Below are 25,688 nucleotides of genomic sequence, written 5' to 3'. Positions count from 1 at the left end.
ATGATTAAATTGAACTTAAATTATAAGTTAATCACGAAAAAGACATTACCTAAACTATTTTACTGGGGTTTGGGGATCGTCTTCTTTTTTTTAGCACCTACAACTAATGCCGGGAGTCTTTCACCCTATACAACCAAAGAACTGGAACAATTAGAAAGAGAATTTATTCAACTTATTAATCAGTCGGACAGCGTAGAGCGCAATCCTTTGGCCAGTCAATACATCAACTCCATAGGAAAAAAACTGGCACATTATGGCCGTATCAAAACACCTTATTTTTTTATTGTTAAATCCAAAGAAATCAATGCATTTGCAGGTCCAGGAGGGTACATAGGCATTAATACCCAACTCATTTTAACGAGCAGCAATGAAAGTGAACTGGCAGCTGTAATGGCTCATGAAATTGCGCATGTTCGCTTACATCATCTTTACAGCATTATAGAACACCAAAAACAGATGCGTGTTCCATTATTAGCCTCTATTCTGGCGTCTGCAGCCTTGGGCGTCTTGAATCCAACTGTCGGGATGGGCGCTATGATGGCATCCGTTTCCGGATTTTCCCAGGACAACATCAATTTTACACGCTCAAAAGAAAAAGAAGCCGACAGAATTGGTATAGACATGCTGATTAAGGCAGGCTTCAATCCTCAAGGTATGGCCGCATTTTTTAATAAAATGCAAGAAAATTCCCGTTATTATTACACTGCCAATATTCCAGCAATACTGCGGACTCACCCCCTGGATGCTGACAGGATAGCTGAGGCTGAAAACAGAACCAGCCGTTTGCCTAAAAAACATTATACTGATTCTTTGGACTATGCCTTATTTAAAGAGTTAATCAGAGTTTCTGTCGCCTCTAATAATAAACAAATTCTTGATTATTATGAGCATCATTGCCATAAAAAAAATCCTGCCACTGCTTGCCAGTATGGATACGTACTTGCCTTGTTAAATAATAACAATTTTCAAAAAGCAGCTGAAAAATTAAACCCTTTACTGTTACAGGATAATAGTAATCTCAATTTTCAAATTGCTATGGCTCAAGCTGAATTAGGTTTATCACAATATCAATCAGCACTCTCCCGTCTTGCTGAATTACAAAATAATTTTCCTGACAATTATGCTGCTCTAATGGCATACGCCCAAGGATTGTTAACTGCAAACCAACCTCAAAAAGCTACAGCCGTACTTCTTAAGGGTAGTAGGCAATACAAAGAGGACTTACCGCTTTGCCGAGAATTGGCAAGGGCTCAAGCTGAATCCCATCAGAAAAGTTATGCCTATTTTACTCAAGCACAATGCTTGCTACTTGAGGGGCAAAAAAGAGGTGCTATTGCTCAATTAAAAGTGGCGCAGAAACTGGCCAAAAGGGATGCTTATTTATCCGCAAGAATTTCAGCAAAAATTGATGAAATAAAATTTATGGTTGAAAACTAATCTAGATATAGATTAATTAAAATAAAATGATCTCATTTATCATTCGCCAAGAGTGTAAGGGTTTAATTTTGCTTTGTTCAGGCCCAATATAATTAATTAATGCTTGCAAGCATCTCATTTCTGATAGGTCTTAAATGGAAACAAAATAGAACATATTTATCAAAAAGAAATTAGATGGCAAAAAGGTCTTTTCATAAATAATTTTCGATATTTTCAGTAGACAAGATCATCTAAAAAGCCAAGTATTAATTTGCTTTCACTTTGGATAGGGAGTTGCCATGAATGAAATTCAAGAATTCTTGCGTCAAAAACTGAATTCGCCGTTACCTATTTCACGACCTCAATTGGCAAAGCTACCAATGGGTACTATGGAGTTTGTTACTTATGGTAATGGAAAACCCGTACTGATTATTCATGGTGGAGGGGGTGGTTATGATCAGGCAGTGCTTTTATTCAAACGCTATATCCCTGATGGTTACCAAATGATTTGTCCTTCTCGTCCCGGTTATTTGGGAACACCCATTGATACTGGACAAACAGCAGAAGAACAGGCAGATGCCCTGGCCGGCTTACTGGATTATTTGAATATTACCAGCGCAGTTATTGTAGCCATATCAGCTGGAGGGCTTTCTCTGTATCCTTTTGCCATTCGCCACCCGAAAAAAACTAAAGCAATCATTGCAATAGATGCTATAGCTGGAGAATATTTAATGCCTGAACAATCCAACAAATTGGCTCAAGCCCTTTTTATGACTGATTTTGGTTTATGGGTCGCTAAAAAAAGCATGATTTATTTCCCCAAGTCATTTATCAAGAATTTAATTAAACTGGAAGGTTACCTGGATCCAGTACGTGTAGATGACCGGGTGAAAGAGATCTTAAATTGTCGGGAGCGCCTGGAAATCATTGCTGAACTAATGAATAGCATGGCGGACTATAAGGCCCGTAAAACAGGGACCGTGAATGACATGGCAGAGGGTGTAAAAACCAGCTGGTATGATTTTTCTAAAATTAACTGCCCTGCACTAATAATTCATGGGACACATGATGCTGATGTAAAATTTTACAATGGTGTATTTGCTTATGAGCGATTAGCATCGAAAGAAAAAGAGCGCTTCTGGATTGAATACGGCACTCATTTGGGGTTTTTCTTTGCTCATCAGGCGCGTGAGGTGCAACAAAAATTCCAGGAATTTATAATAAAGCATGGTTAAACAGTTTCTTGTTGAAAAGTTCATGGCGGCAGAATAAACAACTTCTAAATCTATCTACTAAATAACGTGAGTTATAGATAAAGAGGATATAAAAACCAGTCGAACCCCAGGTTACGTTTGGGCTGAGGAGATACATAAGCATCGTCTCGAAGCCTTGACAAAAAAACATTAAATCCGATGCTAGGCTTCGAGACGGCATAAATGCCTCCTCAGCTCGAGCTGATTCGAAATAATAACTGATTTTATTAATAACTGAAGTTAAATATATTGTTTTAATGCTATAACAACAACGATTGGAACAAATAAGACTTAAATCAAGAAACGTAGTTTGTATTGTTTGAATTCAGTCGTCAAGAGTTTCCACCTTGGAATCGCTCATGACTAAATGGGAAATTATAAAATACCATTATAATTTCCCAAACAATTCATCTTATTAAATTACTTTACAGCAACTTCTTTCCACCAACTGGTTTTGGTTTCTGCAACCCAATCGGCATTTCTTAAATTTTTAACAAACAAAGCAGTTTCCTCAGGGCTTGAGTGCTTGGAGTCAAGTTTTATACACCAGTCCCAGTCTCCAGAGGTAGACCAAAGGCTTTGAACACCATTCATCTTTGCTATTGCAGCAGAATCTGACCAGGCATTTTTAGTTTTTAAAAAAACAACACTGTTCCATGAGTTCATTGTTTCTTCCTTAATTTTAATCAATTATGTTTTTTCGCATTGAACATAAATTCATTGCGTTATATAAAATTAGACTATGAATTATCAGATTTCAAACTCGAATGAAAAAAAATTCTGATATTAGACCTTCTACCTAAGCTAATTATTTTGTTTCACGGCAAGGCGAAAACGTTTTGAGGAACAGAGTTTACATACACAGGACTTACGAAAAACTCCAAGGTCAAGGCAAAAAATGTTTTTAATGAGGGAGTTTAGATAAACTAAATGACCGAATTAAAAACATTTTTTAACATAGAGATTGGGGGGCATAAGTCCTGATACAGTAAATGAGCAACTCAGAAACGTTTTCAGGGCGACAATAAAACGAAAGAAGCTGGCCAGGCAAGAGGTCTATTTTAACCTTTGAAAACCTTCAAAGCGCAACATCTAATCAAGTCCCAGTTTTTTTAATCGATAACGGAGAGTTCGGAAGCTGACCCCCAGTAGTTGTGCCGCAGCGGTTCTGTTCCATTTTGTTTTCTCAAGCGCATCAAGAATTAACTCTTTTTCCTGATCCTGAAGGTAACCATTTAAGTTAGTTGACGTGGAGGGTACGGCAACAGCTGGGGTTATTGTTGTTCTGGGCAAATGTAAATCGCTTGGCTCTATGACCTCTCCTTCACACATAGCCATGGCACGCTCAAGGATATTTTCCAACTCTCTGACATTTCCCGGGAAATGATAACGGCTCAATATTTCAAAACAAGAGGGATTTATTTTAACCAAATTTCTGTTTTGATTTTTAGATAATTTTTTTAATATCGCCTCTGTCAGGCAAGGGATATCAGAAAGCCTTTCCATTAAAGTTGGAACACGCAGCTCAATCACATTAATTCGATAATACAAATCTTGACGAAACCTCCCTGCATTGATTTCCTCAATCAAATTTTTATGACTCGCACTTAGAATGCGAACATCGACCGGAATTTCATATAACTCACCTATTGGTTTAATTGCCTTCTCCTGAATTGCGCGTAGTAATTTAACCTGCATGGCGAGAGGAAGTTCGGCGATTTCATCAAGAAACAAAGTGCCGCCATGAGCTGCAACAAATAATCCTGTTTTATCCGAAATCGCTCCTGTAAAACTTCCTTTTTTATGGCCAAAAAACTCTGACTCCATCAACTCACCAGGTATGGCACCACAATTTACAGGAATAAATGGCTTATCTTTTCTGGGACCATTAGCATGGATCAGCTGAGCAACAAGTTCTTTCCCAACACCCGAATCACCTTGAATGAAAACCGGTGCCTGACTACGAGCTAATTTATGAATGCTCTCACGCAGTTGTTGCATTATCAGGCTCTCACCAACCAATAGACCTTCATCAGGACTCTCGGTAGACGGATTTTGCATGGATAATGCCGTCTTAACGAGTTCTCTGAGCATCTTTAAGTCAACAGGCTTGGATACATAATCAAATGCACCAGCCTTTAAAGTATTGACCGCACCTTCTACATTTCCATAAGCAGTAATGACAGCGACTGGCAACTGTGGTTTGTATTTCTGAATGAATTTAACAATTTCTATACCATCTCCGTCAGGCAAACGCATATCGGTTAAAACCAAAGAATAATAATTTTGTTTTATATGTTCTATGCCCTGCTTAAAATCAGACACCGCATCACAAATTAAACCCATGCGTGATAAAGTAAGAGTTAATAACTCTCTAATGTCTGGTTCGTCATCTATAACAAGCACTTTACTTTTGATCATATTAAAAGTTCATCCGATGGATTCACAGTGATCGCAAAACAGCTTCCTTTATTTGAGTTTAACAAATTTAGCCTGGCTTGATTAATTTCACACAAATCTCTGGCAATAAATAACCCCATCCCAGTACCACCTCGCAAGGTGGTAAAAAATGGTTCAAAGATATTATCTCTGTGTTCTGGAGGTACACCCGGTCCAGAATCGCATACCGTCAAAGTGATTTTATTCGAAGAAGATTTGGCAGCAATGACTATATTCACATTACCTTCATGATCCCGTCCATGTTGAATGGAATTTTCACACAATATAACCAAAATCTGCTCCAATTGACTTTTATCAAAGACCACCGATAACGACTTATTGGCAGGTAATTTTATCGTAAGGTTACAGGGATTATGGTGAGTAAAATCCTGCTTAAAATGTTCTAAAAATGTAGCAAGTTCATTAACCTGTGGTTGAGATTTCTGACGCCTTGAAAGTTGCAATACATTTTTAATCACCCTGTTCATTCGCTCACAATTGTTCATGATTAATTGTTTTAAACGAGTATTCTCTTCATTTAAATCCTCATTATCTCCAAACAATTGAATAGCATGAGCAATCGCGCCCAAGGGATTACGTAATTCATGAGCAATACTTGCCGAAAAACGCCCTAAAGCCGCTAATTTGAGTTGTTGTGCTTGTTGTGCAATATAAGTCATGTCCTCCAGAATAATCAGTACTTCAGACTTATGTCCAACAGAAGTAGAAAAAAAATGTACCCTAAGATAAGGATCTTCAATAATAGTTTGAGCTGTACGTTCATTATTCGTTGTTTTTAAAAGAAAATCATCAAATTTGGATACAAGTGAATCAGACAGTTGGTCCAATTTTTGAATTGCATGATGTTTACTCAGATTAAAAAATTCACGGGCAGCAGTATTCATCAACCGGATTCGCTTTCCCTCTGCAACATAAATAATGCCTGAATGCAATCGTTCGACAATATATTCATTGAGCCTTTGCATTCCTGCCAACTCATAGCTACGGTGTCTGGCCAGACTCTCAGACATTCTGACCCAATTGGATAAATACCAGGCGGTGATAGCCGTTGCAAAAAAACCAGCCCCATAGATTCCACTATAAAAAAAAGTGCTTAAGTCTTTTTGATTATAAATAAAAAATTGCAAAACATTCCCACATAGCAATAAACAACTGGCCAGTGATGCAAAATAGATGGCCAACCGCCCGGGAACTAAAATGCTTAAAGCAGCAATAGTCACATTTAATAATATGCCATAACCGGATTCCAAATTACCAATGAGACCCAGCATGCTGGAAATGGCTATAACATCAATCGTACCCGATAAAAACACCTGCTTATCAAAACTTAAAATTTTTCTATGCCAAAAATAAAGAAAAATCAAAGCAAATACTAAATAGGCAAAAGCGATACAGAGAAATAATAAGGGATAATATTTATTGATATAACTGAAATAATAAATGCCTAAAAATAGAAAAATACTTACTATTCTGTAAATATTGTAAACCAACAATATTCGCCATTGTCTCATTTTCGGATTATTGATTTGGCGAGCAGCAGACATCCTTTTCTAATCCATTAGATTATTCAGCGTATTTTAATTATATAACCAGACTTGAGCATTTTGCACAATACATCAACTAAGACCCACACCAATGATCACTGATATTTCCACAATTTATTTTTATTCCATATGGTCAGCGCATCTTGAGAACCACTGTCCTTGGCTTTTCCAATCCAATACTTTGCTTTAGCGAAATCTTTATTAACACCCATGCCATCAAGATACATAATACCCAGATTAATTTGTGCCAAATCCAAACCTTGTTCAGCTGCCTTTTGATACCAATACATGGCCTTCTTAAAATCTCTTTTTACTCCTTCACCACGTATATACATAACCGCCAAATTGTTTTGCGCCAGATCCAATCCTTTTTCAGCAGCTTTTTGGTACCATTTAATGGCCAGTTTATTGTCTTTCTTTATCCCCAAGCCTTTCATATACATAATCGCGAGATTATGTTGCGCTAAAGGTAATCCTTGTTCTGCCGCTCTCTTGTACCACAAGACTGCTTCGTGATAATTAACTGACAATCCATTACCTTTCATATACATTAAACCCAAGTTATTTTGGGCTTCGGCAAATCCTTGATCTGCGGCTTTTTTGAACCATAAATAAGCCTTTTTGTAATCTTGCAGCTCGCCATCATTTGAATAGAGAACACCTAAATTATTTTGAGCCAGAGTAAATCCATTCTCTGCGGCTTTTTCGTACCAGTAAATAGCCTTTTTCATATCCTTTTCGGTACCAATTCCTTGTTCATAAATATACCCAAGATTATTTTGAGCTTTTTCCCCACCTTGTGCCGCTGCTTTTTCATACCAATATATTGCTTTCTTGCCATCTTGAATGGAAGGATCACCAGTCATATACAATACACCAAGGTTAGTTTGAGCAATCAGTGAACCTTCATTTGCTGCTCTGGTATACCAACTAATAGCTGCTTTTAAATCTCTTGGAACCTCTTCGCCTCGCTCATAAAGAACACCAAGATTATTTTGAGCATCAAGATCTCCTTGCTCTGCTGCTTTGATATACCAGTGAATCGCCTTCTTGATATCTTTTGGTATACCATTCCCATACATGTACATGACTGCAAGGTTATATTGTCCGTCTGAATTTCCGCCTTCTGCGGCCTTTTGATACCAGATAAAAGCCTGGCCCGGATCTTTTTTAACACCCAGGCCATTTTCATATAGGATCCCTATATTATTTTGACCAATTGCCAAACCCTGTTCCGAAGCCTTCTTAAACCAATACATTGCTTGCTGACTGTTTTGGGGCACACCCTCTCCTTTAAGATACAATACACCGAGATTATTTTGTGCCTCAGCTTGTCCTTGATCTGCAGCTTTCTGATACCAATAAATCGCTTTCTTTAAATCTTTATTTACTCCATCACCCTTTTCATATTTGAGCCCTAATTCAAACTGTGCTTGAGCATCACCCTGTTCCGCCTTATCCTCTGTATTGAATTGTTTTTGTGAACTACGATAGGTATCAACATCCAGCGCTGATAAAGGGGAAGTTAGAAGTAATAAGAAAAATCCTGCAACAACCAATTGTTTCATCATACCTCCCTGCAATCATTGTTCAATTATAGCACAATTGATGATGAATAAACATTGACGCTCTGGTGCCACACAAGCAAAGTGCATCTATAGGAGTAAGATGTAATAGGGAAATGTTGCTATCCCGCATTACAGATTTCTCATAATACAGGATAGCTTGCAATTAGAAAGTAATTTTCATCTCATCATCAGATTCAGAGAGGTTTTCTAATTTTAAATCAAAGGATTGTACCCAATCCAAGGTCTTGTTAATCAGTTCAACACAGCTTGAGTGCTCTCCATAACGCCCTGCAATTCTCGGTTTATATTGAGAAAAATCTTTATATACCGATTGGAGAGTAGCAATCATATAGCCTTCAACATATTCTTTGTCATCAAACATGGGAGATTGACGATTTAAATTATCGACAATATTTTTGGCTGCTTGAGCATAGTTTGCAAGGAGTTGATAGTAATTGGGCTGCTGTTCACTAAAAAATCCTTTGGCTCCAAATAATTGCCGTATTTGAACATCAGCAGACACTGCAATTTTATTCCACATTGTATTATAACGTTCTTCAAAGTCAGAATCTTGAAATCTCATATTAATTCACCATGTACAAAAACATGGCATATAATACTAAAAATTTATTATGTGAAGATTAAGAGCAACCTAATTTAACCATTACTCTTCTTGGGCCCCAATGACCAACTGCTCCCTTAAATACTCCTGCAATTTGCGTATGACAATTTAAGCAATGTCCAGTATCATCCACCCGATAATCCAATATTCGATACCAATCCCTTACAATCACAGGTAATTTACAATGGGGACAATAAGTGCTGCTGCCGGTTGTATCGTGAACATTTCCCGTATACACATAATGTAAGCCTGTCTTGATTGCGATTTCTCTGGCTCTTTGTAAAGTTGAAAATGGAGTCGGAGCTTTATCCATCATTTTCCAATCTGGATGAAACGCAGTGAAGTGTAAAGGAACATCAGGCCCCAGATTAGTCATAATCCATTCAGACATCCTCTCAAACTCGGCATCCGAATCATTTTCTTCTGGAATCACCAAATTAGTAATTTCAAACCATACACTGGTTTCCTTCTTCAAATAGATGAGAGTATCCAGAACAGGTTGTAAATGAGAACCAGTAATTTTGTAATAAAAATCTTCACTAAAGGATTTTAAATCGATATTGGCAGAGTCCATGTATGTATAAAGCTCCCTGCGTGGCTCAGGATTAATATACCCTGCAGAAACCGCTACCGAATGAATGCCAAGCTTATGACATTCCTTTGCGACGTCAATGGCATATTCCATAAAAATCACCGGATCATTATAGGTATATGCCACACTTAGGCAATTCAGGTTTTGGGCAGCTTTTGCAATATCTTCTGGCATGGCAGTATCTGCCAATGTATCAATATCTCTGGATTTGCTAATGTCCCAATTTTGGCAAAACTTACAGGCTAGATTACATCCCGCAGTTCCGAAAGATAAGACAGGGCTACCCGGCAAAAAGTGATTCAATGGTTTTTTTTCAATGGGATCTATGCAATAACCGCTAGAACGGCCATAGGTAGTTAATTTTATTTGATTATCCAGGTTTGCACGAACAAAACATAACCCTCTTTGCCCTTCACGCAATTTACAATTACGAGGACATACATCACATTGTATGCGCCCATCTTCCAGCTTATGCCAGTATTTGGTTGGAATAGTATCAAACATCAAATAGCCCACAATCAACTCTTAGTCTATATTTATAAGTATAGTATGTTCAGTTGTTCCGGAGTGTTGTTGTGAGCGTCCGTCAACCAGCCGTAGCTGGGTATTTTTATCCTGACGATCCATTGACTTTAAAGCAAACCGTATTGAATTTCCTGGACCAAGCACCAATTCATAAGCCAGCTCCAAAAGCAATACTGGTTCCACATGCTGGTTATGTCTATTCAGGAGCTGTAGCAGCTTCTGCTTATGCCTCGTTACGCGATAAAAAAGACACCATCAATAAAATCATACTATTAGGCCCTGCGCATAGATTGTATTTCAAAGGCATTGCCTATGATCCTGTTGATAAATTTGCCACGCCGTTAGGAGAAATTGATCAAGATAAAGAGCTGCTAACTCAAATTATAGATCTACCCTATGTCTATTCACTTCCTGAAGCTCACCAAAATGAACATTGTCTGGAAGTACAATTGCCTTTCTGCCAAATGATATTCTCCAAATTTAAAATACTCCCCCTGGTTATTGGAGAAACAAATCCTCAAGACGTAGCCCGTCTAATAGCCCGAATATGGGGTGGTGATGATACCCTCCTGATTATCAGCTCTGATTTAAGCCATTATCTTCCCTATCACATAGCCCAAAGAGAAGATAAAAAGACTTGCCTTTCCATAGACACTTTAAATGGTGAAGAAATACTTCACGATGCCGCTTGTGGTTATTTTCCTCTGCGCGGTTTCCTGTATTTCGGTCGCCAAAATCATGTTTACAGCCGTCTGCTCGATTTACGCAACTCAGGCGATACGGCTGGAGATAAGGAAAGAGTAGTAGGCTATGCCGCTTATCACTTCTACCAAAAACTTAAATTTTCAGAGCATTGCGCAGATGAATTGAAGTACATCGCAAAAGAAACAATACGATTACAAACAGAAGAAAATAAAGCATTAACCATTAATTACAATGATTATAGTCAATTATTACAGATGCGAGTTCCTACTTTTATTACTCTAAAAAAGAATGGCATGCTAAGAGGTTGTATGGGAAGCCTGACAACTAAAGATCCATTAGCTGAGAACATCATTTACAATTCCATACGGGCAGCAAGTGCAGACCCACGCTTCCCCCAAATAAAGCCATGTGAACTAAAAGAGCTGTCACTAACTATTTCGTTAATTAAACCATTATCTCCTTTACATTTTGACAGTGAAGAAGAGCTCAAATCACAACTGCAAATTGGTCTCGATGGTTTAGTATTAATTTGTGGTCCCTATCAAGCTACTTTTTTACCTTCTGTATGGGAGTCTGTTAAAACAAAAGATGAGTTTATTAATCATTTAAAATTAAAAATGGGGCTTTCAGAAAACTTCTGGTCTTCAGAAATGAGAGCACTTCGCTACGCAACAGAAATAATAAAATAAATTGAAAAACTCATTAATAATGCTCAAATAAGAATCCAGCCCCAAATATTATTTTCATATAGCCCAGATTAACAAGATATAAAATCAGCAATTTTGCCAATAACAGGCACATTTTATGCTAATTTTAAAATATAGGAATTTTGAGATACAAAAATGGATAATTCATTTGTATTCAATGAAACGACCTTAAAGCGTGTACCCCATTTTTTGGTATTAATTATTATTTTATTGTTAGGCCTGCCTTACATAGGTTTAAACTGGGGTTTGGACTTTAGTAATTTGGCCATTACAATAAATGATGGGAAAATAGCAGGTTCCCAACTCATTGAGTCTCAAATTCGCGGTTACTTCAGACAAACTCTCTTACAATGGTCAGGATTTTCTCTTGCTGCAGTCACCGTGTTATTAGCGTTCACTCAGTATCGACTGAGTAATGATAAAATTGCTTTAATTATTGGCCTTGCCATTCTATTCTCTGGCTCCATTGAAGCACTTCATACCTTGGTTATTGATGGCTTAGCCTTGAAAACAGCAGATAAGAATAACCTGGATGCCTTAATTTGGGTTTTCTCTAATAGTGTTAGCGGCTTTATTCTAATCATCGGACTTTCTTTACTGGCCCATGCAAGCGATGATAAACCAGTGAGATTGGTAACTTTTATTCTACTGACTACTTTTTTGGTCTTGGCTGCTATCGCAGTCATTTATTATGCCGCTGTAATAATACAAATTCCTGATATGTGGCTTTATGATTCTTATGTTTCCAGACCTTTTGAACTCATATCCGTCTTTATCTATCTTATGTTGATGATTATTGTTTACCCAAAAATCTATGCATCTTACCCGACTATTTTATCTGATTCTGTATTCTATATGTCACTCACCCAAGTCGTGTTGGCTATCTACATCATGCTATTATCAACAACTCCGTATGACAGTGCCTTTAATATAGCATATTTTCTTAAAGTGGTTGTTTATTTTATACCTTGCACCTGTTTTGTAATTAATTACGTTTTTTCATACTCAGCGGTACTGGAAGGGCAAAAAAACTTAAAAATAAAACAGGAAGAGTTAAAATATATGGCCTCTCATGATCCTCTGACAAACCTGTTTAATCGCAGGGAATTTGAAGATTTGCTTGATAAATCCATTGCTAATGGCCAAAGAAATAACTCTTCCCTGGCTTTACTGCTTATTGATTTAGATAATTTCAAGGCAATAAATGACACATTTGGTCATTTTCATGGCGATGAACTTTTAAAACAATTTGCCAATCGCCTGGTTTTACTAGTTCGAAAAGGTGATCTTTTATCCAGAGTGGGTGGAGATGAATTTACATTAATCTCTCTGAATATAGAATCCCCTTCCAGCGCAAGGCATCTGGCAGAACGAATTTTAAATGAATTAAACAGTCCCTATACTATCAATGGCAAATTAATCACAGTAACGGTCAGTATAGGAATATCTATTTTTCCTGATGATGGAAATACTACAGAAGATCTGTTAAGAAAAGCGGACTTGGCTATGTATAAAGCAAAAAACTCAGGAAAAAATACCTATCAATTTTATACTGAACAACTAGGTTATTCACAGCATAGGGAATCCGAGCTGGAATCTCATCTTCGAAAAGCATTACAAAATGATGAATTTGAACTTTATTACCAACCCAAATTTAACCTGATTAATATGGAGATTATTGGCGCAGAAATTCTTTTACGCTGGAATAATGAAGCCCTGGGAGGAGTGTCTCCTAATGAGTTTATACCAGTAGCAGAAAACACCGGATTAATAACAGAACTGAGTCAATGGGTTTTACAAAAATCGTGCATACAAATAATGCACTGGGCTAGTCAATACAACAAGATGCTTTCCTTTTCCATAAATGTTTCGCCTGTTCAATTAACAAATCCACAATTTCCTAAAATTCTTGAAAAAATACTACAGGAATATCAATACCCTGCAGAATATCTCGAGCTTGAAATTACTGAAAATGCTTTAATGGGTGATCAAGATGAAATCTCCAAAATGCTTAATGTAATTTCCGACTTGGGAATAAAGTTGTCATTGGATGATTTTGGCAAGGAATACTCCTCCCTTAACAGACTAAAAACTCTCCCTATTGACAGTTTAAAAATTGATAAAACATTTATCTCTGATATACACAACGAACATGAGAAAGTAGTCATTATAGACATTATTATTAAATTGGCTAATGAGTTAGGAATGAGTATTGTTGCCGAGGGTATTGAAACCATACCTCAATTAAAATATCTTGTGTCAAGAAAATGTCATTTTGGTCAAGGCTTCCTCCTGAGTAAGCCCTTAACTGCAAATGAGTTCACTTCAATTGCTTATACCAAGTTGGGAAAAACCAAATCTAACGCAAAAGTCATTTCATTAATTAACAATAACAGACTTTAATTAGAACCATATACTGGATCTTTCAAAATGTATTTCTTATAGATGCTGTGCATTTTAGGTGATATCGTTCATTTAAGGATATAAAAGGCTTTTCTTTGCCTTTTATATCGAATTCATATTAATTAATCACGAAAATTTTCATACTGCAAAGGTAATTCAATATTTGATTTTTTTAATAAAGCAATGGTTTCTTGAAGATCATCTCGCTTTTTTCCGGTCACCCTCACTTTATCACCCTGAATAGAAGTTTGGACCTTAGCCTTAGTGTCTTTTATGTACTTCACTATCTCTTTAGCAGTAGGTTGGTCAATGCCTTGTTTAAAAGTCATGGTAAGAGTATAGAATTTTCCACTATGTACAGGTTCATCTTCTATCTCTACTCCTGATGTGCTGAGGTTACGTTTTGAGCAATGATTTCGGAATAAATCCTCAAGTTGCCTCACTTGAAAATCAGATTCAGAACGCAAAGTAACAGTCAGATCTTTAAGCTCGATAGTAGCCTCAACTCCTCGAAAATCAAATCGAGTGCTTACTTCTCGCACTGCATTATCTACTGCATTGCGCAAATCCACTTCATTCATTTTAGAAACAATATCAAAAGAAGGCATAAACAATCCGTTAAAATTAAAATTGTAATTTATCAAAAAACAGGGATAGGTGAAAGAAATAGCACCTCCATTTTCCCTCTTGTAAAAATTATATTTGTCTCAAAACAAATCAATTGATTAACTATTGCTTAATTCCGCAAAGAGTGTTATCAAATAAATTGGAATAAAAATTACCCAGTTGGTTATGGATATTATTAATCGGCAGCAAAAAAAGCTATTGCTAATTTAGTGTTAATCTGGAATTACCTTAAGTTTTTTTTTGCTTTCTCAAGGAGTGAGAAGTATGGGAAAGGAAAAGAGAGAGCTGGAAGCCTCATATATACCGTTACCTAAGAAAGGGCGCTTTTGGATCCATTCTGAAAGTTGCTACACGGAGGAAGAATTAAACTTCAGAGAATGGATTTTAAAAATTCGATCGAATTCAGGGGTTCATCCGGATTATCTTAATAATCCCAGTTCCTGGTTTGCCAACGACGATCAAGCTTTGGTTAATCTTTATGAACATGCCTGGTTTTATTCAAATGCCTACAAGCCGAGACATGTGTTAAGCCTTGATGATTTTCATGTCCAACCCATTGATAATCAGCGCCTCCAATGGCCACAACTTTATGACTTAATGCAAAAAGTTGGTGACTATCTTTTATTAAGAAATAAGGAGTTACCCCCCGAACACTTAAACCAACCCATGAATTTTGTCCTTCTTGATGTAAACAATATCTTAAAAGGGCTAAGTCAGAACAACAACATACAACAAGTAAAAGAGCAACTTGAGTCAGTCACTCGCTACCTGCGTACTATTGAAAAAAATATTTCACCACTGATTGGTTCGGACCGATTATTTTTAGCCAACTTTCGCAAAACAGTGGATACTAAAATTCACCCGCATCTGGACCATATGCTGGAAACTCAACTACTTAGAGATAAGTTGGGAGAGTTATCAAAAGACATCAGAAAATTATCCAGTGAACGAAATAGAATCTTGCATTATGCTCTTAATGCCAATTCGGTAAATCCCCACTCTTATGAATTTGAACTGGATAAAATCAGTGACTCCGCTTCTTATCCAACTCAAGCAGCCAAACACTGCGCTCAGAAATCAAATGAATTGGTCGTAGATCCTCTGCCTATACTGCATTTAACTAAAGAGCAATTAAGTGATTGTCCTCACTTCAAATTAATCACGATGAAAGATGAGATCCTTGATCACTATGCCAAAGCAGTCTCTGATCTTAACGAGTTGGAACGATTTCAGAAGGTCATCCAGGAAATCATGGATCTTCTGGGGCAGGCTGGCGAAGTCTATACTGTTCATCAATTCAAACATCAAATGCAATCTCTGCTGACACAAATTGATAGTTTTATTGACGCTTCGTCAGAACACATTGATGAAATAATTGATGCGAACACTCAAGCCTATCATAAGGCAATACAAGAGGAACAAAATTTACCCTTCTGGAAAAATTGGTTGACTAATGAAAAAGAGAAACTAAAGATTTTTATTAAAAATCAGGACACACTCTCTCAATTTCCATCCAGTTCTTCTGATCTCAAAAAAACAAACAAGGCTTTAAAAACCCGGGTCAATGAAGTCGTTAGCCATTTAAATCAGCCTAAGTTAAAAGAAACGTCCTTTGAAGCAATAGCTGGACAAACTCAAGCACTTAATAAATTGATGTTATCAATGCACGACTGGATGAAAATCCAACATGAATTGAAAGGGCTTCCACTTCCCCAACCACCTGAACCCCTCAAGATAATGCCAACTCCTATACCAACAGTTGATGTATTCTCTTCTCCCCCGCCTCCACTTCATGCATATAAGCCTCTATTTACTGCCCTGCCTGGCAATACAACAGCTCCTTGTATGCCTGACAATAATCAATGCAAAACAACCCCCAGCTCACCCACACAAAATTCTTTAGGTTATTTAGGATTAATTGCCCTGATACCTATTAGTGTCATAGCCTTATATTTGGTTATTCATTGGATGAATAAAAAAGATGCTCAAATACGAGTATCTGGCACAGAAGAAGAGTTCAATAAGATAAAAGAAAAATTTGAAGATCTATTAGCCGAACTTAAAGGTTTCGAGCATTCGGAAGAGATTGATCTCTCAGATGACTATTATTTCATTGTCCAAGACTATGAGGAATTGATAAAAAAGACAAAATCAAACCATTATGATGTAGAAGCATTACAAGATACTTATCAAGAATTGGAAGATCTCTATGAAGAGTATTGTAATCCTAAAAAGGAATTACTGAACTTTTAACTCAATTTTAAATATTGCATTTTATATTGCCCCTAAATTATCCCCTGGGGCAATAAGTTACATTTTAACTATATGTTTTATATAAAAAATGACTCTCAGCTGAAGATAAAAATTCATTTAATTTTATTAAGTTATTGCCTGCAATCAAAGGAAGTTTTTCGGTAGTAGTCATGTTTTGTTGAGGAAGCCAAGGATTATCAATGACCATATTTGAAGAAATCATATGGGGAGCGACATATCTAAAAAATCCTGCCATTTGGTTCTTTTTCGCAACATGGGCATAAGCCGATGATCTTTTTCTTTCAACTATATCTCTGTCTTCCTTCCTTGTGTAATTGTCATTTATTTGATTGGATTGTAAATAAATTTTGAGTTTTTCTGTTTGATTCCTTAAAGAGGATAAATACTCACCAGCAAAAATTCCTTCGACAATAATGATATCAGCAGGAATAATTTTCATTTCCCCATTCAATACTCTGTCACTGCTTTCCATATCATAGGTCGGTCTGAATATGGTTTTACCAGCTTCTAAATCCTGCAAATGCTGTTGAATTAATGTTTGTTCCAAAGCTTCAGGGACATCAAAATTCTTTGGTTTGTCCGGATCCATCATACTTTGGGGCAAGTAGTAATGATCCAGACTTAATATCGTAACCGTGAAATTTTGTGCTTCTGCTATTGTCTTAATTTCTTCTGAAACAGTCGTTTTTCCAGTTCCAGTTCCTCCAATGACAAAGATAAATTTAGACACGTAATATTCTCTTGCGGTCAAAAAAGCCATTATAATAACTGAGGAACAAATTACAAGAAAACCGATCAATCTGTACCTTGATAAGCTCTTGAGCCAAATCCAGTACTCCAAAGCTTACAAAGCGAACCATTTTAAAGATTGTAGCTAAAATAAAATGATTACAGCAAATGCTGGCATAAAAAACATTTATTTTAATAACCAATTGATAAAAAAGTATTTTTTTAAAACCAATCAAATTTCATCTAATCATGTTATCCACAAAAACTGTGTATATCTTTGTGAATACCTTATAAAAGTGCTAGTAAAATCAGCATCAAATACCGATGATTTTTTACTTACCAATCTGATAAAGCTCAAAAATGAGAGCGCAGCATATTGATTATAAATTCCTCACATAATCGTAATTGCTCTACTTCAACATATTCATTTGCTCTATGGGCTTGTTCGATACTACCTGGACCACACACAATAGTAGGAATTTCTGCCTGTTGAAATAGCCCGGCTTCTGTAGCGTAAGCTACTTTCATCAGCTTATCGCTCTGGCAAACTGTTTGAGCTGCTCTGACAAAAGGATCTGTAATCGGCATATCCAAACCAGGAGCTTTTGCTATCGTATCAAGGTTAACATTAGAGTCAGGATGGTCCTGATGCAGGCTAGGAGCAAGCTCTTCCTTAACATAAGACATAATTTTCTGATTTAAATCCTCTGAGCTGTCAGTAGACAGATTTCTAAATTCAAAAACAAACTCACACAAGTTTGGAATAGTATTATAAGCATTACCTCCTTTGATGAGATTAGTGGTAAGTGTTGTATATGGAACATCATAAGAAAAATCTCGATTTCCATATTTTTTAAATTCATTAGCCATCCCTCGAAGATAGCTTATAAAAGACGCGGCATGTTCGATCGCATTACATCCTTGATTCGTTAATGAAGAATGGGCAGCTACACCATGTATTTGGCAGCGATAAGAATATTTGCCTTTATGACCCACAACAGGCTTCATTAAGGTTGGCTCACCTACAATGCAAGCACGCGGTTGATAATTAAGCTCCACTATTTTATCGATGAGAGAAGGCACACCAAGACAACCAATTTCCTCATCATAAGAAAATGCAAAATGAACTGGAAAATCCAGGTTCATTTCTTTCAATTGTGGGACTAAAGCCATCACGACTGCAATAAATCCTTTCATGTCACACGCGCCACGACCATACACTTTGTTATTTTTAACAGTGGCTTGAAAAGGATCACTATCCCAAATTTGACCGTCAACAGGAACAACATCAGTATGACCAGACAGAATAATACCCCCTTCCAAACGCCCTTGTTTTCCTGGCAAAGTAGCTAACAGATTAGCTTTCTGCTCTTTACTATCGTGAATTAGGATAGGATTAATCTTGAAATCATTTAACCCATTCGCCAAATATTCAATCAATGATAAATTAGAGTTCCGCGAAGTAGTATCAAAAGAAATGAGTTGTTTTAACCAATCTAAAGTTGTCATATTCCTACCTTTTAAATTGCAACGAGATGTTCTGGCTGATTCTCAGATAGCTTCCTTTCCTCCTGATAAGCAAGGACTGCTAGCAAACTGATAAAGACCGTCGTCATTTGATAATAAGTAAAAACCATAGGGTTTTTAGTGTATTCAATCAACGCCGTTATAATAAATGGAGCAAAACCACCAAACAACAGAACAGCTGAATTATAGCTGACGGCTAGACAAGTAGAACGTACTGATGGTGGAAATAAGGAGCTAACCGTAATGGTCAACACTCCAAAATAAGCGCCGATACACAAACCTAAAATGTTTTCAACCAAAATGAGAATAGTTACACCAGGGTATTGGTTGAGTAAGAAAAGTAAAGGATAAATTAATCCAAAATAACAAGCCAAAGCACATAACATAACTATTTTTTTGCCTATTCTATCCGACAATGCTCCAAAAAAGGGAATAGTAATAATACTGACTAATATTCCAGATGCAGTGCCTAAGTACGCCTCTGTCAGCGATAAATTCAAGTACAATTTACAATAGGTAGGCATATAGCTGAATAAGGTATAAATCGAGCCTGTACACCCGGCTACAAGACTAAAAGCTATCAACAGAGAACGTTTTTGTTGCTTTACCAAGATAAACAACTTTCCTGTGTCCTGTTGCTCTTTCTTCCAGGTAAATTCCCGTTGCAATCGACGTCTTAAAATCCATCCTAAAGGTAGAATCAACAGTCCTAAAGCAAAAGGTATTCTCCAGGCAAATTGATAAAGGGTTTGATTGGAACAATAGAAAGTTAAAATAAGGCACGCTGAAGATCCCATTAATATTGCCAAAAGCTGGCCTACCATTTGTAAGGAAGTGTAAAACCCCTTTTTATCGCTTGGCGATAAGCTAACTAATAGAGCGCTGGATATGCCAAACTCGCCACCAGTAGCAAGTCCTTGCAACAATCTCGCAAATACAATGACACAAGTAGCAACCAGACCTATTGTGGAGTAGGATGGTGTAAAAGTAATAAGCATGGTTGCGGCAGCCATCAAATAAAAAACGAACATTAATGCTTTATGATGCCCATACTTATCTGCCCAAACTGCTAAAATAAAACCACCAAGAGGCCGGACTACCAGAGCCACTCCAGAGCTTGCCATTGTAGCCAAGAGGGAAGTCACAGGACTATGATTGGGAAAAAAAGCTTGGGCAATAAAAAGCAGCATGAAGTTATAAATCATGAAATCATACCATTCCATAGCATTACCAATACATATTGCTCCCAATGTTTTAAAGGAGGTATTTGATGTATTCATGTTTCCTTACGAGGGTAAATTTAGAGCAAAGCACATACTAGTAGAATATAAAAAAAATTACCATGCTTTATAAGAAACTAAGATCAATATTAATTTTACTGGTAATTCCCTATCAACTGATTTAAATTATTGACTTTTACAATAATAAACATGGAATGAGTTACTAAATCATGAAAAAATTTATCCTGTTCCCTTTAATTTCCGCCCTGTCCAGTACTTTTGTCCATGCTGGTGGTATGGGTGATTCCAACTCTTGTTGCTCTACTTTTGCGTCACTTGAGGGTGGATACACCTGGAGTTCCATTGATGGATACAATTTTACTATAGTCGGTACCAACAATACTCTTACCTCGACAGAAGATAAACAAGGTTATAGTGGCCGTCTGGCTGTCGGTGTGCTTAGTATGATAGATGATCAATATGGATTCACCGGCGAAGTAGGCTGGGGGTACTATGGTAGAACAACCATTAATCCAAGTGTTGCAGGAGCTTTAGGCCAGGTTCCAGCTGCCTTGACGATCAAGCATACCTTGAGCGGATTTGATGCCCTGCTCGGCGTTACCTATTTTCAAAACTATTTTAGCTGGTCTGCCAAGGCGGGCGCGCTCATTCAAAATATGCAAGTAGACTCTAGTGCCTTTTTCACTCCCCAAATATTTCCTATAGTGGATAATTTCGATATGAAAACGAACAGGACTGCTGTTTTGCCAGCAGCAAAGCTGGGAGTTGCCTATAACTTTGATTCTAACTGGGCTATTACCGGCTCTTATTTGTTCGCGCTTGGAGCAAATCCAGGAACAACCGCGACTTTCAATCCTAACACATTAAGATCCAGTCTGAGTATTGACGATGAAAATCCCATGATGAATGCTATTTTATTTGGGGTTCAATATACCGCTTAGTTTAATATTATTTAAAAACGTCACCTTTTATATGGGGTCAAGTATTTGGCCCCAAGACTTTTTAACTTATTCCTTCAACAGGTCTTCACAGGACTCAAAAAAAGGAGATAAAAGCTCCTCTCTTTCATTTTGTCATGGTTTGTCATTTGTTATTTTTAGACTTTTCTATCGTATACTTTTCCAAGTAAATATAATACTTCTTCATCCTCAGTCTGGGAAAAGTCTTCATACCAAAGACCCACAGCGTTAAAAGACATGGGAGATATAAGACAAATGTATTCATCCGCAACACTTTTCATTATGTCATTCATATCTTCAGGTGCTACAGGAACCGCTACTATAATTTTTTTAGGAGACTCCTTCCGTAAAGCAAGAACAGCTGCACGCATACTAGCGCCTGTGGCAATACCGTCATCTACCAGAATTACGATTTTATTTTTTAAATCAGGAAAAGGTTTGTCACCACGATAAGCTCTATTCCGCTTTGCTAATTCGTTTTCTTCTTGAGAAAGAACCTGATTAATGTCTTTTTGAGAAAGTTGCAAATATTGCAACAGCTCTTCATTATAAACTTTTATTTTATTAATGGCCAAAGCACCGAAAGCTAATTCTTCATGCCCAGGAACACCCAGTTTGCGAACAATCATTAAATCTAATGGAGCATTTATAGCCTCAGAAATCATTGCAGCTACAGGCACTCCTCCACGGGGTAGTGCAAGCACTATGACATCATTTCGGTTCGCGTAAGGCTTAAGCTTATCTCCTAATAATTGTCCAGCTTGATAACGATCTTGAAAGCGATCCATTTTCCTACTCAATTATCTGTCCTGCTATTTTTATTGTAGTTCAGATCTGGAAATTATCCTGCTGTCAGCAAGAGTTTATTCTTAATCTTCTCTGATTTTTAGCTGAATAACTACCCGTACACTATTTCGTCATTAGAGTTGACTTCAGATACAGAGAATAACCCTGTACCTCAAAATGGCGCATCAAGGAATATATAGAATGGATTAATCTATAGATTCGAAATATGACTAACCAAAAAATATGATCACATTTTAGGCATAATTTAAAAATTGACTCTATACTTATGCTGTATGCTAAAAAATAATTGAAGCAACATAAGGAGAGTACAATGAATGTACATAGCATGTGTTTTTCGAGGGTGTTACGTTATGCTGCTGTGACAAGCCTTCTGTTTATGGCTGTGTCCTTCACATCAGTGGCAAATGCGGCTCAGGGATGCGGGGAAGGTTATCACAGGGCCATTCATAATGGTACTTGTGTTCTAAACTATCCAGGCGCCTTTGCAACCCCTGCGCCAGCACATCCAGGCTGCTGGCGTAATATGTGGGGACAATTGCGTTGCTATAGATACTAATTCAAACTTGAAAATACAAACATATCAAACCTTATTTCTTGCTGTTATATTTTTGATATAACTAGCAAAAATAAGGTTTTATTCATAGAAAAATAGTCATTCTAAACACCTGAGAAACCCGAAGGTTTTTCCAAGATTTCGGTTTTCTCGGGAGCCTGTAATTTTCCTGTTAAAGCAACGTATATCCCGAACAAAATTAAACTTCCACCTATGATTTGCGAAATACCGGGAACTTCACCTAATATCAAATAGGAAAAAATAATAGACATCAGAGGAATTATTGATGAACTGATTGCAACCTCTGCAACTTTTGCATGTTTCATGCCCAGCATACTGAAATAATATCGCAAAGCAATAATAACACTCCCATAAAAGAGCATCCACTCCCATAAAAATGGGGAAAAAAGATCAGCAAAATGATGCCAGCCAAACATAGAAATCACTATAAAAAAGAATAAAACAAGCCCCAATAACATTTTTAAAATACTAAACAGATAATGGGGTAATCTTCTAAGTGCATGAAAACCAATAATAGTTGAAGCAGTACTGGAAACTACTGCCAAAAAGATACAAATTTCACCTGAACGAGGAATAGAGCTGAGAAAAATAAAAAGAGGACCTGTTTTCATTTCAGGGTTTGGAGTTAAAGCACCTGCTCCCCCCAGCCAATATTGAAGAATAACTATTGCAAATACTCCCAAGGTAGCTAAAAAAGCCCCTGTGGTTACTCGAATATTAGGCACCTCTCCCAAGAAAATCCAGCCGGCTAATAAAGTCATAGGGATCTGTAGATTGGAAATAAGAACAACATTAATCACATTGGTGTACATTAATCCCAAAAAAAATAAGGTGGGCGTTAAAAAACCTGCGAATAAAGCAGCCAGAAAAATTAAACACCAATTTTTCGCTGTTAAATGTTCTGGTTGAAATTCTTTTAGCTCTCTAAAATGAATTAAAATCAAAGTGAGCACTGCAATGAAGTTTCCGGCAAATAGGACATTACAAAACGAAATTGGGTTACGACCATTGACCAAATGCTCATTCCCAAGAGTGATAAGTTTTGCTATGACAGGATTAGCAGCACTTATTATGAGCGAACTCAGGAATAAATATAGTATTCCCTTATGTCGAAACAGCATCTTAATTTCCCCCCCACATCCTTATCAAGGCTTTAATTTTGTACACTCAATTTTACCTGTATCTACATCTTTTTTCAGGTGAGAGACTGCAATCAATAGCATATCTTGATTAGCCCCCCCCTGATGCACAATCAAATAACATGGATAGAATATGCACGATTTTAATAATCTTATCTTGCGAATCAATACATAAAATTTCTTTAGATTTCTTAAGTGCAGCTAAAAATTTACTTTATAAATCTCCCTTACAGCACAATACACGTCAATAAGAGAAGATAAAAGGAAAGAATACAATTAAATCCAGGTTTATTTACAAGATAAAAAACCACAGTTTCTATTTATCCGTTGCTCGTCTATGCTCAATAAAAAATTAGCTGCCGGTTGACGATGGTTTAGTGGAAGATGGTTCAATATCAGTAAACTCATCCTTCATATCTCCTGGTATTTTTTTAGCAACTTCTTCTGTATAATGACCAGGATGTTCTTTAAAAAATCCAATTGCTAATTGACGCAAACTTGCAGGATTATTAAGATTCTTAATGATTTTATAATCATTATAATTAAAAGATCCTAAGAAAAATTTATCAGGACTAGAGTCTTCAACTGAATTAGTTCCGATAATTTTGAGATTAGGGTAAATCGACCGTAACTTCTCGTTATATTGATTTACTTTTGATTGTATAGCCTCTTCATGAGTATCTGTAACTTTCGCTTTTGTATCAGAATCTAGAATTGAAAACGGAACAGTATATTCTATTAGATGTGATAAAGGATTATATTTCCATTTACAATATTCCTCTCCTGAAGAAGATGTCGGTAATGGTTTAAATCGATTTAACAGTTCTGCAGCATGCTCGGCATAAAACGAAAAAAACTTTTCAGGATTAAAGAGAACGACACGAAACTGATCTGGTTCTTGCTTTGACTTACGTACCTTTAATCGTGCCTCTTCAGGGAGTATTTCTTTTAATGATTTAAATAATTCCTGGGCATCATCTTTACTCATCAAAGGAGATACAATAACTCTCCCCTTGGATTCAAATTTTACAGATTTCTCAGTACGATCTTTATACAAGTCATGAATAAAAGCTATTAATTCTTTCATGCCAATTATCAACCATATTGATAAATATATAATCAAATTTAGATATAATTAATTAACATGTCAATTTTTACACTTGGATTTTTGACAATAAAAGCTGGATAGAATACTTAATTAAGCCAATACTAGCCGCTGACTATAACTAAAAAACTATTCAAATTTCCCTTTTTCTAAAAAGCTCAGCACAAGTTTTTTTACTTTTGAATCATACATAATAAAAGTATGCGTATTATTAATAATAACCTGCTCTGTTTGTCCTTGCAGACGAGCATAGTCTGGAGGAACTTTAGCGTCAAACCGCCCGGCGATTATCCCCATTTTGATATCAGGTACAGGAACACGATGCACATAAGATGTTTGCTCAGAACTTAATTCAGCCAAAGGTTTTATGAAGTAGGAAATCATCGGAAATAGTTTAATAGAGAATTTTGCCAGCTTCGAACCTTGATTAGGAGGAGCCAGCATAATGAGATAACCTACGTGTTTTAATTGTTTTTGAGATAATTTGGATAATGCTTCCCTTACAATAATGCCACCAAGGCTATGGGTAACGAAATGAATTTTTATTGCCGGATTATTCTCAAGTATTGTTGTAATAAATTGATTTAAATAAACTCCATGCTCTTGAATATTGTATCTGGCGGAGGGGTATTTGTACAAATAGACCTGATATCCCTGAGCCTCCAGATAAGCTTTTAATGGCTTCATACTCACATAGGTACGCATTAAACCATGAATTAATACAATAACCTCTCCAGGATGCCTGGAGTTTACTTCTGCTAATGAACGGTTTCTCTGAATTGGATTACTGGTATCAGGGGAGTAAGCATAAGCCTTGACAAATGTGGTTATTCCAATGAATATCATCAGAATTATTTTTATGCTTCGATTTTTATTGATAATGGAATAACCCATTATTATCTCTATTATTG

General features: G+C 36.7%; 21 protein-coding genes. 7 read left to right on the top strand and 14 right to left on the bottom strand.

Features of this window, described 5'->3' with window-relative positions; translation table 11 throughout:
- Positions 1-1,437 carry a M48 family metalloprotease gene (locus LPG_RS05860; RefSeq protein ID WP_015444590.1) on the top strand — a complete coding sequence of 479 codons (1,437 nt, stop codon included), beginning with the start codon at positions 1-3 and terminating at the stop codon, positions 1,435-1,437.
- Positions 1,438-1,715: 278 nt separating this feature from the next.
- A complete protein-coding gene (locus LPG_RS05855) occupies positions 1,716-2,651 on the top strand; it encodes an alpha/beta fold hydrolase (protein ID WP_010946909.1) in 936 nt (311 codons plus the stop codon).
- A gap of 438 nt (positions 2,652-3,089) precedes the next feature.
- Here LPG_RS05855 and LPG_RS05850 read toward each other — a convergent pair whose 3' ends face one another.
- From LPG_RS05850 to amrS, 6 genes are all read right to left on the bottom strand, one after another.
- Positions 3,090-3,335, bottom strand: a complete 246-nt coding sequence (locus LPG_RS05850; protein ID WP_011213531.1) for a hypothetical protein — start codon at positions 3,333-3,335, stop codon at positions 3,090-3,092.
- 426 nt (positions 3,336-3,761) lie between these two features.
- Positions 3,762-5,090 (bottom strand): sigma-54-dependent transcriptional regulator, encoded by a 1,329-nt coding sequence (locus LPG_RS05845; protein ID WP_010946908.1) that lies wholly within the window; start codon positions 5,088-5,090, stop codon positions 3,762-3,764.
- A complete protein-coding gene (locus tag LPG_RS05840; RefSeq protein WP_010946907.1) occupies positions 5,087-6,673 on the bottom strand; it encodes a sensor histidine kinase in 1,587 nt (528 codons plus the stop codon). Before LPG_RS05840 ends, LPG_RS05845 begins: the two co-directional genes overlap by 4 nt.
- A gap of 95 nt (positions 6,674-6,768) precedes the next feature.
- The gene (lidL, locus tag LPG_RS05835; protein ID WP_010946906.1) at positions 6,769-8,256 is read right to left on the bottom strand and encodes a Dot/Icm type IV secretion system effector LidL; all 1,488 of its coding nucleotides are present in this window, start codon (positions 8,254-8,256) and stop codon (positions 6,769-6,771) included.
- Between the two features lie 148 nt (positions 8,257-8,404).
- The gene (locus LPG_RS05830) at positions 8,405-8,824 is read right to left on the bottom strand and encodes a lpg1171 family Dot/Icm T4SS effector (RefSeq protein WP_010946905.1); all 420 of its coding nucleotides are present in this window, start codon (positions 8,822-8,824) and stop codon (positions 8,405-8,407) included.
- A 58-nt stretch (positions 8,825-8,882) separates the two neighbouring features.
- Positions 8,883-9,959 (bottom strand): AmmeMemoRadiSam system radical SAM enzyme, encoded by a 1,077-nt coding sequence (amrS, locus tag LPG_RS05825; protein ID WP_015444592.1) that lies wholly within the window; start codon positions 9,957-9,959, stop codon positions 8,883-8,885.
- Positions 9,960-10,030: 71 nt separating this feature from the next.
- Between amrS and amrB the strand changes: the two genes are divergently transcribed.
- Positions 10,031-11,374, top strand: coding sequence for an AmmeMemoRadiSam system protein B (gene amrB / locus LPG_RS05820; protein ID WP_015444593.1), 1,344 nt, complete (start codon positions 10,031-10,033; stop codon positions 11,372-11,374).
- A gap of 153 nt (positions 11,375-11,527) precedes the next feature.
- The gene (locus tag LPG_RS05815; RefSeq protein WP_010946902.1) at positions 11,528-13,795 is read left to right on the top strand and encodes a putative bifunctional diguanylate cyclase/phosphodiesterase; all 2,268 of its coding nucleotides are present in this window, start codon (positions 11,528-11,530) and stop codon (positions 13,793-13,795) included.
- Between the two features lie 122 nt (positions 13,796-13,917).
- Here the strand turns inward: LPG_RS05815 and LPG_RS05810 are convergent, their stop codons facing one another.
- The gene (locus LPG_RS05810) at positions 13,918-14,403 is read right to left on the bottom strand and encodes a YajQ family cyclic di-GMP-binding protein (protein WP_010946901.1); all 486 of its coding nucleotides are present in this window, start codon (positions 14,401-14,403) and stop codon (positions 13,918-13,920) included.
- A gap of 259 nt (positions 14,404-14,662) precedes the next feature.
- On the opposite strand from LPG_RS05810, the gene ravR reads away from it, so the two are divergent.
- The gene (gene ravR / locus LPG_RS05805) at positions 14,663-16,675 is read left to right on the top strand and encodes a Dot/Icm T4SS effector RavR (RefSeq protein WP_010946900.1); all 2,013 of its coding nucleotides are present in this window, start codon (positions 14,663-14,665) and stop codon (positions 16,673-16,675) included.
- 64 nt (positions 16,676-16,739) lie between these two features.
- Here the strand turns inward: ravR and LPG_RS05800 are convergent, their stop codons facing one another.
- The 3 genes from LPG_RS05800 to LPG_RS05790 form a co-directional block, all read right to left on the bottom strand.
- Positions 16,740-17,426 (bottom strand): uridine kinase, encoded by a 687-nt coding sequence (locus tag LPG_RS05800; protein WP_015444595.1) that lies wholly within the window; start codon positions 17,424-17,426, stop codon positions 16,740-16,742.
- A gap of 353 nt (positions 17,427-17,779) precedes the next feature.
- Positions 17,780-18,934, bottom strand: coding sequence for an acetylornithine deacetylase (argE, locus tag LPG_RS05795; protein WP_010946898.1), 1,155 nt, complete (start codon positions 18,932-18,934; stop codon positions 17,780-17,782).
- Positions 18,935-18,945: 11 nt separating this feature from the next.
- Entirely contained in the window at positions 18,946-20,232 is a 1,287-nt protein-coding gene (locus LPG_RS05790) for an MFS transporter (protein WP_010946897.1), read from the bottom strand.
- Positions 20,233-20,402: 170 nt separating this feature from the next.
- Between LPG_RS05790 and LPG_RS05785 the strand changes: the two genes are divergently transcribed.
- Entirely contained in the window at positions 20,403-21,134 is a 732-nt protein-coding gene (locus LPG_RS05785; RefSeq protein ID WP_010946896.1) for an outer membrane beta-barrel protein, read from the top strand.
- A gap of 155 nt (positions 21,135-21,289) precedes the next feature.
- Here the strand turns inward: LPG_RS05785 and LPG_RS05780 are convergent, their stop codons facing one another.
- Positions 21,290-21,940, bottom strand: coding sequence for a phosphoribosyltransferase (locus LPG_RS05780; protein ID WP_015444597.1), 651 nt, complete (start codon positions 21,938-21,940; stop codon positions 21,290-21,292).
- 329 nt (positions 21,941-22,269) lie between these two features.
- Here LPG_RS05780 and LPG_RS05775 point away from each other — a divergent pair, with 329 nt between their 5' ends.
- Positions 22,270-22,515: a hypothetical protein gene (locus LPG_RS05775; RefSeq protein WP_010946894.1), complete on the top strand. Its 246-nt coding sequence runs from the start codon at positions 22,270-22,272 to the stop codon at positions 22,513-22,515.
- A gap of 101 nt (positions 22,516-22,616) precedes the next feature.
- On the opposite strand, the gene LPG_RS05770 is transcribed toward LPG_RS05775, so the two are convergent.
- The 3 genes from LPG_RS05770 to LPG_RS05760 form a co-directional block, all read right to left on the bottom strand.
- Positions 22,617-23,654, bottom strand: coding sequence for a DMT family transporter (locus LPG_RS05770; RefSeq protein WP_010946893.1), 1,038 nt, complete (start codon positions 23,652-23,654; stop codon positions 22,617-22,619).
- 370 nt (positions 23,655-24,024) lie between these two features.
- Positions 24,025-24,795 carry a lpg1158 family Dot/Icm T4SS effector gene (locus tag LPG_RS05765; RefSeq protein ID WP_010946892.1) on the bottom strand — a complete coding sequence of 257 codons (771 nt, stop codon included), beginning with the start codon at positions 24,793-24,795 and terminating at the stop codon, positions 24,025-24,027.
- Between the two features lie 111 nt (positions 24,796-24,906).
- Positions 24,907-25,671: a lipase family alpha/beta hydrolase gene (locus tag LPG_RS05760; RefSeq protein WP_010946891.1), complete on the bottom strand. Its 765-nt coding sequence runs from the start codon at positions 25,669-25,671 to the stop codon at positions 24,907-24,909.
- Positions 25,672-25,688: the final 17 nt, after the last annotated feature.

It is taken from the genome of Legionella pneumophila subsp. pneumophila str. Philadelphia 1 (assembly GCF_000008485.1).
GTDB classification, from domain to species: Bacteria; Pseudomonadota; Gammaproteobacteria; order Legionellales; family Legionellaceae; genus Legionella; species Legionella pneumophila.
This window is presented reverse-complemented; position numbering and strand designations above follow the sequence as displayed.

What these genes read in the sequence shown, in the direction of transcription:
- amrS (WP_015444592.1), bottom strand. Translation starts at nt 9,959, where the DNA reads ATGTTTGATACTATTCCAACCAAATACTGGCATAAGCTGGAAGATGGG.
- LPG_RS05840 (WP_010946907.1), bottom strand. Translation starts at nt 6,673, where the DNA reads ATGTCTGCTGCTCGCCAAATCAATAATCCGAAAATGAGACAATGGCGA.
- LPG_RS05790 (WP_010946897.1), bottom strand. Translation starts at nt 20,232, where the DNA reads ATGAATACATCAAATACCTCCTTTAAAACATTGGGAGCAATATGTATT.
- LPG_RS05845 (WP_010946908.1), bottom strand. Translation starts at nt 5,090, where the DNA reads ATGATCAAAAGTAAAGTGCTTGTTATAGATGACGAACCAGACATTAGA.
- LPG_RS05860 (WP_015444590.1), top strand. Translation starts at nt 1, where the DNA reads ATGATTAAATTGAACTTAAATTATAAGTTAATCACGAAAAAGACATTA.
- LPG_RS05810 (WP_010946901.1), bottom strand. Translation starts at nt 14,403, where the DNA reads ATGCCTTCTTTTGATATTGTTTCTAAAATGAATGAAGTGGATTTGCGC.
- LPG_RS05780 (WP_015444597.1), bottom strand. Translation starts at nt 21,940, where the DNA reads ATGGATCGCTTTCAAGATCGTTATCAAGCTGGACAATTATTAGGAGAT.
- argE (WP_010946898.1), bottom strand. Translation starts at nt 18,934, where the DNA reads ATGACAACTTTAGATTGGTTAAAACAACTCATTTCTTTTGATACTACT.
- LPG_RS05830 (WP_010946905.1), bottom strand. Translation starts at nt 8,824, where the DNA reads ATGAGATTTCAAGATTCTGACTTTGAAGAACGTTATAATACAATGTGG.
- LPG_RS05785 (WP_010946896.1), top strand. Translation starts at nt 20,403, where the DNA reads ATGAAAAAATTTATCCTGTTCCCTTTAATTTCCGCCCTGTCCAGTACT.
- LPG_RS05855 (WP_010946909.1), top strand. Translation starts at nt 1,716, where the DNA reads ATGAATGAAATTCAAGAATTCTTGCGTCAAAAACTGAATTCGCCGTTA.
- LPG_RS05815 (WP_010946902.1), top strand. Translation starts at nt 11,528, where the DNA reads ATGGATAATTCATTTGTATTCAATGAAACGACCTTAAAGCGTGTACCC.
- LPG_RS05760 (WP_010946891.1), bottom strand. Translation starts at nt 25,671, where the DNA reads ATGGGTTATTCCATTATCAATAAAAATCGAAGCATAAAAATAATTCTG.
- LPG_RS05775 (WP_010946894.1), top strand. Translation starts at nt 22,270, where the DNA reads ATGAATGTACATAGCATGTGTTTTTCGAGGGTGTTACGTTATGCTGCT.
- LPG_RS05770 (WP_010946893.1), bottom strand. Translation starts at nt 23,654, where the DNA reads ATGCTGTTTCGACATAAGGGAATACTATATTTATTCCTGAGTTCGCTC.
- LPG_RS05850 (WP_011213531.1), bottom strand. Translation starts at nt 3,335, where the DNA reads ATGAACTCATGGAACAGTGTTGTTTTTTTAAAAACTAAAAATGCCTGG.